This window comes from Neisseria sp. HMSC068C04, assembly GCF_001810105.1.
Taxonomy (GTDB): Bacteria; Pseudomonadota; Gammaproteobacteria; order Burkholderiales; family Neisseriaceae; genus Neisseria; species Neisseria flavescens_B.
Map to the genome: position 1 here is coordinate 1 of NZ_KV799906.1, position 10,499 is coordinate 10,499.

Annotated in this window: 11 protein-coding genes; 8 read left to right on the top strand and 3 right to left on the bottom strand. The window is 47.4% G+C overall.

Annotated elements, in window-relative coordinates; all coding sequences use genetic code 11:
* Positions 1–413, bottom strand: a 413-nt coding sequence (locus HMPREF2700_RS01370) for a dioxygenase family protein (protein ID WP_141745810.1), incomplete at its 3' end; no start/stop codon positions are given.
* 244 nt (positions 414–657) lie between these two features.
* Between HMPREF2700_RS01370 and HMPREF2700_RS01375 the strand changes: the two genes are divergently transcribed.
* From HMPREF2700_RS01375 to HMPREF2700_RS01390, 4 genes are all read left to right on the top strand, one after another.
* Positions 658–1,176, top strand: a complete 519-nt coding sequence (locus HMPREF2700_RS01375; RefSeq protein ID WP_070589438.1) for a GbsR/MarR family transcriptional regulator — start codon at positions 658–660, stop codon at positions 1,174–1,176.
* 265 nt (positions 1,177–1,441) lie between these two features.
* The gene (locus HMPREF2700_RS01380) at positions 1,442–1,831 is read left to right on the top strand and encodes a DoxX-like family protein (protein WP_070589440.1); all 390 of its coding nucleotides are present in this window, start codon (positions 1,442–1,444) and stop codon (positions 1,829–1,831) included.
* Complete coding sequence (locus tag HMPREF2700_RS01385; RefSeq protein WP_070589442.1) at positions 1,828–2,310, top strand: DUF2269 family protein; 483 nt, start codon at positions 1,828–1,830, stop codon at positions 2,308–2,310. Before HMPREF2700_RS01380 ends, HMPREF2700_RS01385 begins: the two co-directional genes overlap by 4 nt.
* A 41-nt stretch (positions 2,311–2,351) precedes the next feature.
* Positions 2,352–3,191: an NAD-dependent epimerase/dehydratase family protein gene (locus HMPREF2700_RS01390; protein WP_070589445.1), complete on the top strand. Its 840-nt coding sequence runs from the start codon at positions 2,352–2,354 to the stop codon at positions 3,189–3,191.
* 124 nt (positions 3,192–3,315) lie between these two features.
* Here HMPREF2700_RS01390 and mobA read toward each other — a convergent pair whose 3' ends face one another.
* Positions 3,316–3,897, bottom strand: coding sequence for a molybdenum cofactor guanylyltransferase MobA (gene mobA / locus HMPREF2700_RS01395; RefSeq protein WP_070589447.1), 582 nt, complete (start codon positions 3,895–3,897; stop codon positions 3,316–3,318).
* A gap of 258 nt (positions 3,898–4,155) precedes the next feature.
* Here mobA and HMPREF2700_RS01400 point away from each other — a divergent pair, with 258 nt between their 5' ends.
* From HMPREF2700_RS01400 to trmB, 3 genes are all read left to right on the top strand, one after another.
* A complete protein-coding gene (locus HMPREF2700_RS01400; RefSeq protein ID WP_070589448.1) occupies positions 4,156–5,916 on the top strand; it encodes a histidine kinase in 1,761 nt (586 codons plus the stop codon).
* Positions 5,913–6,569 (top strand): response regulator, encoded by a 657-nt coding sequence (locus HMPREF2700_RS01405; protein WP_049333503.1) that lies wholly within the window; start codon positions 5,913–5,915, stop codon positions 6,567–6,569. The genes HMPREF2700_RS01400 and HMPREF2700_RS01405 overlap by 4 nt, the downstream gene beginning before the upstream one ends.
* Before the next feature lie 136 nt (positions 6,570–6,705).
* The gene (gene trmB / locus HMPREF2700_RS01410; protein ID WP_070589449.1) at positions 6,706–7,422 is read left to right on the top strand and encodes a tRNA (guanosine(46)-N7)-methyltransferase TrmB; all 717 of its coding nucleotides are present in this window, start codon (positions 6,706–6,708) and stop codon (positions 7,420–7,422) included.
* A gap of 59 nt (positions 7,423–7,481) precedes the next feature.
* On the opposite strand, the gene ilvA is transcribed toward trmB, so the two are convergent.
* Entirely contained in the window at positions 7,482–9,005 is a 1,524-nt protein-coding gene (gene ilvA, locus HMPREF2700_RS01415) for a threonine ammonia-lyase, biosynthetic (RefSeq protein ID WP_070589451.1), read from the bottom strand.
* A 204-nt stretch (positions 9,006–9,209) separates the two neighbouring features.
* On the opposite strand from ilvA, the gene HMPREF2700_RS01420 reads away from it, so the two are divergent.
* Positions 9,210–10,427: a D-alanyl-D-alanine carboxypeptidase family protein gene (locus HMPREF2700_RS01420; protein ID WP_070589453.1), complete on the top strand. Its 1,218-nt coding sequence runs from the start codon at positions 9,210–9,212 to the stop codon at positions 10,425–10,427.
* The last annotated feature ends 72 nt before the right edge of the window (positions 10,428–10,499 follow it).

The window sequence follows — 10,499 nt, forward strand, 5'->3', positions numbered from 1 at the left end:
TTGGGGGATTTTGGGGGATTTTGCAAAGGTCTCATAGGGATATCGGCATCAGGATAGAGATATTTCAACACTACCCAAGCGCCATGATCAAAGCCACGCGTTGGGTTCAGCTCAACATTTTCCGGCTGTAATAATGACCGTACTTGCTCCGCCAACTCAGGCGAACCAGGCGCGGGATATTGCACTTGGCTGAGTTCATCGGGGAAGCCGTAGAAATCGTAAATCATTTTAGGATGTTTGCCAGACGTAACCTGCAAACGGCTGCTGTACCAATGCGCTGAAATCATCAAAATGGCTTTTGGTTTGGCAAACTTTTGCGTAATGAGGCTGAAACTCTGATTGAACGGGTTTTCTTTATCTAACACATTCATCGGGCTACCATGTCCAACAAACAATACAGGCATTTTTTTCATGATTTACTCCTCGTTATCGGATACAGCAGATTGTACGGATAAATTTTTATTCAAAAAATACCAGTTTACGAATAATATCTTTTACTGATAGGAAATCATGACTAATAATGTCTGGAGTTTCTGAGAGAATATGTAGAATAAGGATTTATACAAAAGGTCGTCTGAACATTTTATTTCAGACGGCCAAAAATTTCTTTATTTCTGTATTGACAGAAATAAAAGATAAAAATAGAATATCATCACTATGAAACTGAATCCGACCACTGAAAAATTTATCCTCCATTGGGGCGAAATGGGTACCAAATGGGGCGTCAACCGTACCGTTGCGCAAATCCATGCCCTGCTCTACATTTTAGGCAGACCGATGAACGCTGAAGAAATCACCGAAACGCTCGGCGTAGCGCGCTCCAATGTCAGCAACAGTATTAAAGAGCTGCAAAACCTGAGACTGGTGCATACTGTTCATATCTTGGGCGACAGGCGCGATCATTTTGAAACTTCGGATGATGTCTGGACTTTGTTCCGAACCATCGCAGAAGTACGTATGCAGCGTGAAATCGAACCGACGCGGCAATTTTTGCAAAGCCTGATCGACGGCCCTGAGTTTAGTCAGGAAAACGAAACCGCCAAGCAGCGAATCCGACAAACCCATGATTTCATCAATACGCTGACCATGTGGGCAAATGAAATGTTGAAGCTTTCCACTTCAACCATGGTGAAAATTTTGAAAATTGGCGCAGGAATACAAAAATTTTTCCGATGATGGTAATGGGCTTGTGAGTAATAAACACAGCTAATATTATTTTAGGATATGAAAACATGCTCATGGTGTCCTTGTATGGGCATGTTTATCTGAAGCTTAATGTTCCTTGGTAGATTTTGAATCACTGGATATGGATTTCCCTCCTAAAGAAACAATCCAGAAGAGTATCTAAAAATTTTTTATTCTATAATTTCTCTTTTGACAGAAATTATAGAAATTTCAGACTGATTATATTTTTAAACTGAAATGAAATTAGGAAACCAATATGTCCGACCACTCTACGCACACCCTCCCCGACTACCTACCTTACTCGATGGGGCTGCTATGGCTCTGGAGCGGCACCCAGCCTCTGTTTTTCATGCCTGAAATGTCATTGGATTTACTGCATTCGGTCGGCATTCCCAATCCGTTGCAATGGCCTGCATTAATTACCGCTTCGCTGCTGGACATCGGTTTTGCCTTTTTATGCTTCAGCCGCTTTCGCTCCCGTTCCGCAATATGGCTGCTGCAATTGATAACCGTCGCGGCATACAGCCTGATCATTGCCTTCAGACTGCCCGAAATGTGGACGCATCCATTTGCGCCTTTGGTAAAAAACCTGCCGATTATGGCTACTTTGTTTTTCCTGTATCAATCCGTAGGAGATAAAAAATGAACACCTATTTAATCGTTAAAACCCTGCACATCATCTCGGCTACCTTAATGGTCGGCACTGGTTTTGGTACGGCGTTTTACCTCTTTTGGGCAAACCGCAGTGGTTCGGTTGCCGCGCAGTCGGTCGTCTCGCATTGGGTCATCAAAGCAGATTGGTGGTTTACAACCCCTGCCGTCATTTTCCAACCCTTGTCCGGCTTATGGATGCTGTATGAACGCGGCTACACTGTTGCCACCATGCTGGAACAAAATTGGGTATGGATGACGCTTGCCTTATACATTTTTTCAGGCATTTGCTGGCTGCCTGTTGTCTGGCTGCAAATCCGTATGGCAAAAATTGCAGAAAAAGCGCATAAAGAAAACGCAGCCACCATTCCAGAGCCCTACTGGCGTTACGCCAGACGCTGGGAATTGCTCGGCTATCCTGCATTTTGCGCCACTATTGTGATTTACTTCCTGATGGTGATGAAACCGATTTAAAGGTTTTCAGACGGCCTCAGCAACAATATAAAGAAAAACATATGAACATCATCATTTTCGGAGGCAGCGGCTTTATCGGTAGCCGTACCGCTCAAATCCTCAAAGAACAAGGTTACCAAGTTTGCATGCCCGACCGCCGCGCCTTCGACTTTCTTCATCCCAATGAAACAGCCGCACGCCGTTTATTGGAAGGACAAGACGTCCTCATCAACTGCATAGGCATCATGAGCCGTCATGCTGAAATACTCGAAACCGTGCACAACCACACGCCTAAACAGCTCGCCGCATGGGCAAAAGCAACAGGCATCAAACGCTGGGTGCAACTATCCGCACTGGGAGCCGATCCATCCCAACCCATCAACTTTGTCGGCAGCAAAGGACGTGGCGATGATGCTATTGCTCAAAGCGGCATACCGATTGCCATAGCCAAGCCATCCGTCGTTTATGGGCGAGGAGGAACCAGCTGCGAACTATTCATCAAACTAGCCCGCCTCCCTTTACTTCCTCTACCGGAAGGCGGCCGCTTTCATTTGCAGCCCGTACATATTGCCGATGTTGCCGAGGGTTTGGCGAAACTTGCCGTCCAAACCGACACCGACCATAGCATCATCAATATGACCGGCAGCCAAACGCTGACTTTGGCGGAATACCTGACCACCCTCCGCCAAACCCTGCACCATAAACCGCCGCAACGTATTCTGCCTTTCCCCCTACACCTGATTGATCCAGCGCTACCGTTGGCAAACATCCTCAGCAACGGCATTATCAGCCGCAACAGCTTTGCCCTACTCAAGCAAGGCTCATGCGCCGACTATTCTGATTTTGCAGCTTTACTAGGCAGGGAACCATTGGCAGCAGAAAACTTTGCCGCTTACCTATAATTCATTTATCTTTAAAATGACAAAACAAAGGCCGTCTGTTTTTCAGACGGCCTAAAGCTTTTATAAAATACTTTATTGCAAAACAATTCAGTTTTTTATCGGCTTATTGCTTCTACCTACCCAACTACAAAGGCTGAGACAAATCGTTTTCCGTGTTGTAGCTGATAAAATCCTGCTCATGAGGGAAATGGACAACCCGCGCGCGCTGTTGCTGCAGCCAGCCGCGGATGCTGCGCATTCCTGAATAAAGGTATGGCACGGTGCTTTGCAGGATTTGCGGCCGGATAAACATCACGCTGTAATGCGGTCTGGCAGGGGTCTCCACATAAAACGCATTGCACAATGGCGTACGCCGCGCGATGGTTTCAAACTGGGAAACCAAGTTTTCAGGCAAACGCGGCATATCGCAGGATACGATAAGCAGCCAATCGGCAGTGGCAATTTGCAAATCGTTGGCAGCAGTACACAAAGCGGCTAGAGGGCCGTAATGTTGCCATTGGCGCGCATCAGAGAAAACGTGCGCGCTGCGTTGGGCGTAAGATTCAAGGTTGCGGTTGGCACTGATGGCGATATGGCTGACTTGGGGGCGGATTTTTTCAATAACATGATCTATCAAGGCTTTGTTGTGCCATTGCACCAACCCCTTATCGACACCTCCCATCCGGCTTCCCTGCCCGCCGGCCAATATCAGTGCGAAAATTTTCATTTTGGTAGTCCTTTGCGAAGCAGAGTATGGAGTATGGTTCAAGATGTTGTGTTTATTGGATAAGTTTCAAGGTTTCAGGCCGTCTGAAACCTTATTCTTATGATTTAATTCACTTGAGATGAATTTTATCATAACATGATTTTACATTAAACCCCTGTTTTTTCTTATCATAACCATACAATTATTTTAGACAGGTTGTTTATAGGCCGAAAGAATGATATTTTTATAAGATTATCGGATTAGTTCCCTGCGTGCTTTATGCGATTATTCTCCGGATCTTCAGACGGCCTGAGCCTGTCTTCGCGTTTAAAACTACTGACTTTTTTATGGGTCAGTTCGGCGTTTTTGTCGATTGTCTTTACCCTGCTGCTTTCTTGGCGTTTGGAAAACGCGGCCAAAACGATTGAAGATGCGGGCAGTTTGAAAATGCAGGTGTACCGTTTGGCTTACATGGCAAGCGTCCGTACGCCCAATGCGCAAATTGACAACCAAATCAAAGAATTTGAGCGTACGCTGGCCAATGTGACGCAAAGCGATGCCATTCATCCGCTGATTCCGTCTCAAATGCCGCTGGCTTACGACTTGATTCAATCGATGCTGTTGATTGATTGGGAATCCAACATCAAGCCGTCTTTGCAACATTACGAGCGTCCGACCCAAATCGGTCTGTATCGTTTTGCCGGCAACATCGAGCTATTTTTACAGGCGATGGAAAATGCCAACGAGCAAAATACCTTGTGGCTGCGCCGTTTTCAAATGGCCATGATGCTGATGATTGTTGTGGCTGCAGGCTTGATGATTGTTTGGCATTATTCTTGGATTATCCGGCCCTTGGAAAAATTGCGTGATGGCGTAGAAACCATCAGCAAAGGACATTTCGGCGTTCAAATCGAGACAGACCAGATCCGTGAGTTTGCCCAAGTAAGCAAGGGCTTCAACCAAATGAGCCGCCGTCTGCATACGCTTTATACAGACCTGGAAGGACAAGTTGCCAAACAAACCCAAGACTTGGCGCGGCAAAACCGTGATTTGACCCTGCTCTACCAAACCACGCGCAATCTGCACCAAACTTTTACGCCCCAACAGGCGGCAGAAGAATTTTTAACTCAGATTCTGCCGGCGTTTTCCGCTTTGGGCGGCACGGTATATCTTTCCGATGAGGAGCGGAAACGTTCTGATTTGGCGGCAAGTGTCGGTGAAACTGAAGAAGGAAATCGTGTAGAATTTCCGATCGTTTATCAAGACGAACAGCTCGGCATACTGACCCTATATTTTTCAGACGGCCATATGCCTGATGAGCAAGACGAAAAACTGCTACATACTTTAAGCGGACAGCTGGGCATCTCCATCGCCAACAACCGCATGGAACAAGAGCGCCGCCTGCTTGCAGTCTTGCAGGAGCGTAACTTGATTGCGCAAGGTTTGCATGACAGCATCGCGCAAGCTTTAACCTTTTTAAATTTGCAGGTACAAATGCTGGAAAGCGCGTTTGCCTCAGACCAACGCGAGCAGGCCGAAGAAAATATCGGCTTCATCAAAGACGGCGTGCAGGAATGCTACGAAGACGTACGCGAACTTTTAATGAATTTCCGCACCAAAATCAGTAATAAAGATTTTCCTGAAGCGGTAGAATCGCTGCTGGCGCGTTTTGAACGACAAACAGGTATTCCAGTTGATTTAAAATGGCAGGACGACGGGCAGGCTTTGAATTATGATGAGCATTTGCAGATCATCTTCATCTTGCAGGAAAGCCTGTCCAATATCCGGAAGCATGCGCGTGCGCAACATGTCAGCGTCGAAATTGCCAACCACGGCGATTTTGTCATGACGATTCGGGACGACGGCGCTGGCTTTAATAAAGAACACCTATCAAACCGGCCTTCAGGCGAACATGTCGGCTTGGGCATTATGCAGGAACGGGCCCAACGGATTAACGCAGAATTGGCCATTACATCACAGATTGGGCAAGGTACAGTTGTTATGCTGACTTTGCCGCAACAAATGAGAACAGCATCATGACGATTAAAATTACCCTTATTGACGACCACACCCTATTTCGCAGCGGCATCAAAGCCCTGCTCTCCCGCCAGCCTGATTTTGAAGTCATCGGCGAAGCTTCAGACGGCCTGGCCGGCGTAAAAATGGTCGAACAGCTCAAGCCTGATGTGGTCTTGCTGGACTTGGATATGCCGGTTATGAACGGCCGCGAAGCACTGGCTCAAATTTTGAGCATCAATCCGCAACTAACCGTCATCATGCTGACTGTTTCCGAAGACAGCGATGATTTGACCGAATGTATGCGTATGGGTGCAAAAGGCTTTTTGCTGAAAAACATCAATGCCGACTTCCTCTTAGAAAGTATCCGCAAAGCCGTCGATGGCGACAATGTATTCTCTCCGGAAATGACCAGCCGCTTGGTGCAATCGCTGATTTCTCCATCTCCTTCCCGCTCCGACCATCTGCTGGAGCAACTGACCCCGCGCGAGATGGAAATCTTGGGCTATCTTGCCGCCGGACACAGCAACAAAATCATTGCCCGCCATTTGAATCTGGCAGAGTCAACCGTCAAAGTGCATGTGCAGAACCTGTTGCGCAAGTTGAACCTAAGCAGCCGCGTTCAAGCAGCGGTTTATGCGGTGCAACACAAAGTACCGCAACCGGTATTGTCTTAAAAAGGCCGTCTGAAACCTTCTTTTTAAAAGGTTTCAGGAAAAGCGTTTATTCGCTATAATCACGCCGATTTATATGCGGGGTTGTCTGATTTTTCAGACGGCCTTTTTATTTGATTTTTCACTGATTTAAAACGATATGTCCGAAAACATTCCAGAAAATACGCCCGAAAATACCGTTCCTGAAGAACACAAACGCAGCATCCGCAGTTTCGTTTTGCGCCAAGGCCATATGACCGCGGCCCAACAGCGCGCCATCGATACGATGTGGCCGCAATTTGGTGTGGACTTCCAAGAAGCCCCTTTGGATTTGAACCGCACTTTTGGACGGGACAACCCTAAAGTTTTGGAAATCGGTTTCGGTATGGGCGTCGCAACGGTGGAAATCGCCAAACGTCTGCCTGATACCGACTTTTTAGCGATTGATGTTCACGGCCCGGGCGTCGGTAATATCTTGAAGCTGATTGAGGAAGAACACATTTCCAATATCCGCGTGATGCGTCATGATGCGGTGGAAGTGGTGGAAAAAATGCTGGAAGACGATTCTTTAGACGGTATTCATATTTTCTTCCCCGACCCTTGGCACAAAAAACGCCACAACAAACGCCGCTTGGTACAAGTGCCGTTTGTTGAAAAGCTGCTGCCCAAACTCAAAAGCGGCGGCTATGTCCATATGGCGACCGATTGGGAAGAATACGCCGTGCAAATGCTGGAGGTTTTGAGCAGTTTCGACGCTTTGCAAAACACGGCTGCCGATTACGCCCCTACGCCTGATTATCGTCCTGAAACCAAATTTGAAGCCCGAGGCAAACGATTGGGTCATGGCGTTTGGGACTTGGTGTTCCGTAAGAAATAAAGCCAAACATAAAACACAAGGCCGTCTGAAAAATTTCAGACGGCCTTTTATCTTACTGATTAAGCTAAGAAAAGTTTATAAGCCGGATTATTGGTTTCTTCTTTATACACATAACCCAAGCTCTCCAAGAAATCGGCAAAAGCCTCATTGTCGCTTTCCGGCACATCGATACCGACCAAAATACGGCCATAGTCTGCGCCATGGTTGCGGTAATGGAACAAAGTAATATTCCACTCGGCACGCATATGGTTCAAGAAGCGGGACAATGCACCGGGGCGTTCCGGAAATTCAAAGCTGACCAAACGTTCGTTGGCTACTTTTTCCGTACGGCCGCCGACCATGTAACGGATATGGATTTTGGCGATTTCATCATTGGTCAAATCAACATTGGGCAAGCCTGCTTCAGTCAGTTGTTCACTGATGACGGCCAAGTCTTGCGCACCGGCAGTTTGTAAGCCGACGAAGATATGAGCATTGTTGTCGTTGCCGTAGCGATAGTTGAACTCAGTAATATTTCGACTACCCAAGACATTGATAAACTTAAGGAAGCTGCCTTTTTCTTCAGGAATGGTAACAGCAAAAATACCTTCGTTGCCCTCACCCAACTCACTGCGTTCTGAAACATGGCGCAGGCGGTGGAAGTTCATGTTGGCACCGCTGGTGACGGCAACCAGATTTTGACCTTGGATATTGTTTTTCGCAACGTAAGCCTTCAAGCCGGCAAGGGCCAATGCGCCCGCAGGCTCGGTAATGCTGCGCGTATCGTCAAAAATATCTTTAATTGCACCGCACAACATATCCGTATTGACCGTAATAATCTCGTCCAGCAGCTCTTTACACAGACGGAAAGTTTCCTCGCCCACCACTTTAACCGCCGTGCCGTCTGAAAACAGGCCGACATCTTTCAAATGTACGATTTCCCCTGCCTCAACCGATTGCTTCATACAACAAGAATCATCGGTTTGCACGCCAATGACTTTAATTTCAGGGCAAACCTGTTTGATAAATGCCGCTACGCCTGCTGCCAAACCACCGCCGCCAATCGGGACAAAAATCGCATTGATATTACGGTGTTGACGGAGGATTTCCATGCCGACAGTTCCCTGACCCGCAATCACATCAGGATCATCAAACGGCGCGATATAAGTCAGTTTTTCCTTTTCTGCCAACTCCATCGCATAATCATAGGCGTCGTTGTAAGACACACCTTTCAACACCACTTCACCGCCTCGGCTCTTGACCGCGTCAATTTTAATTTTAGGCGTTGTTTCCGGCATTACGATGACGGCGCGGCAACCCAAATACTGCGCCGATAAAGCCACACCCTGCGCATGGTTGCCCGCGCTGGCAGCAATCACGCCGCAATCCAAGGCTTCTTTCGGCAGCTTCGCCATTTTGTTGTACGCGCCACGAATTTTGAACGAAAACACCGGCTGCAAATCTTCACGTTTGAGCAAAATCTGATTGTTCAGACGGCCTGACAAACTGCGCGCCAAATCCAAAGGCGTTTCTACGGCCACATCATAAACGGAAGCGGTCAAAATACGGGTTAGATAATCAGAAAGAGGAAGGGAATGGTTCATGGTATTTTAGTGTTCGGAAATAAATTACAATTCGGTCAAATCGACCGGAGGAAAAAGTTAAAACCATACCCCTGAGGCCGTCTGAAGGCAAGAAAAATCTTAGCAAAGCCTAAATGAGACGGTATAATGTCCGCTTAATATCTATTTAATATGCCAAACTGTTTGCCTCATAACAGTGTCCACTCATATTCAAATCCACAAATAATGATGAAAAAAACGCTACTTAGCTTAATTTTTGCTGCCCTCCTGAATACTCCTGCCCTTGCTGCCGACCCGGTTGCATCCTCGCCTGCCGTACAAAGCGAGGCTAAAACGCAGCCGCTGCTGCACAGCATCAACAGCCCGACAACGCCACCGGAAATTGCGGCGACTGCCTATATCGTTACCGACCTGCACAGCAAGCAACCCTTGGCATCCAACAATGCCGACACGCCTATCGAGCCTGCCGCATTGACGCAAATGATGACCGCCTACCTTGCCTTTAAAGCACTGGAAAACGGTACGCTCCAAGCAGATCAAATGCTGACAGTTTCAAACGTCGGCTGGAAAGTCGAAGGTTCACGCATGTTCCTCGACCCCAAAGTTCCTGTCAGCGTCAGCGATTTGATTAAGGGTACAACCATCCAATCGGCCAACGATGCCGCCATTACCCTTGCCGAAGCCATTGGCAACGGCTCTATCGACGAATTCGTCAAACAAATGAACGAAGAAGCCAAACGCTTGGGCATGAAGCACACCCACTTCAACAACCCGACCGGTATTTCTTCTAACGGCCATGTTTCAACCGTTGGCGACCTTGCCATCTTGGCCACCGCGCTCATTAATGATTATCCGAAATATTATCCCTTATTTGCAAACAAATCTTTCAAATACAATAATATCGAGCAGCCCAACCGCAATCTCCTGCTCTATCGAGACAGCAGTATCGACGGTTTGAAAACCGGCTATTCTGAAGGCGCAGGCTACCATCTCGCCGCTTCCAGCAAACGCAACAACCGCCGTATTGTTTCTATCCTTGCCGGTGCCGAATCCACCGAAGCACGCGCCAGTGAAAGCAGCAAACTGCTCAACTGGTCATTGCAGGCATTTGATACGCCTAAGCTGTACAACGGCGGAGAAGTGATTTCCCAAGTCAAAGTTTACAAAGGCAGCACCAAAGCCGTAGACATCGGTTTCTTGGACGATGTTTACATTACCATTCCCCACGATACCGGCAAAAACGTCAAACCAATCTTAGAAACGCTTCAGCCCGTCCTCGCCCCGATTGAAAAAGGCCAAGTATTGGGCAAGCTGAAAGTCATGAAAGACGGCAAAATCATTGCCGAAAAAGACGTCGTCGCCCTGACCGGCGTGGAAGAAGGCAGCTGGTTGCGCCGTATGTGGGACGCGATTGTGTTGTGGTTTAAAGGTTTATTCAGTTAATCCCCTTCTAAACAATCAACCATAACAAGATAAGCCACAAAAAGGCCGAGACCTTTGCAAAATTCCCCAAAA

What these genes read in the sequence shown, in the direction of transcription:
- HMPREF2700_RS01390 (WP_070589445.1), top strand. Translation starts at nt 2,352, where the DNA reads ATGAACATCATCATTTTCGGAGGCAGCGGCTTTATCGGTAGCCGTACC.
- HMPREF2700_RS01385 (WP_070589442.1), top strand. Translation starts at nt 1,828, where the DNA reads ATGAACACCTATTTAATCGTTAAAACCCTGCACATCATCTCGGCTACC.
- mobA (WP_070589447.1), bottom strand. Translation starts at nt 3,897, where the DNA reads ATGAAAATTTTCGCACTGATATTGGCCGGCGGGCAGGGAAGCCGGATG.
- HMPREF2700_RS01400 (WP_070589448.1), top strand. Translation starts at nt 4,156, where the DNA reads ATGCGATTATTCTCCGGATCTTCAGACGGCCTGAGCCTGTCTTCGCGT.
- trmB (WP_070589449.1), top strand. Translation starts at nt 6,706, where the DNA reads ATGTCCGAAAACATTCCAGAAAATACGCCCGAAAATACCGTTCCTGAA.
- HMPREF2700_RS01420 (WP_070589453.1), top strand. Translation starts at nt 9,210, where the DNA reads ATGATGAAAAAAACGCTACTTAGCTTAATTTTTGCTGCCCTCCTGAAT.
- HMPREF2700_RS01405 (WP_049333503.1), top strand. Translation starts at nt 5,913, where the DNA reads ATGACGATTAAAATTACCCTTATTGACGACCACACCCTATTTCGCAGC.
- HMPREF2700_RS01375 (WP_070589438.1), top strand. Translation starts at nt 658, where the DNA reads ATGAAACTGAATCCGACCACTGAAAAATTTATCCTCCATTGGGGCGAA.
- ilvA (WP_070589451.1), bottom strand. Translation starts at nt 9,005, where the DNA reads ATGAACCATTCCCTTCCTCTTTCTGATTATCTAACCCGTATTTTGACC.
- HMPREF2700_RS01380 (WP_070589440.1), top strand. Translation starts at nt 1,442, where the DNA reads ATGTCCGACCACTCTACGCACACCCTCCCCGACTACCTACCTTACTCG.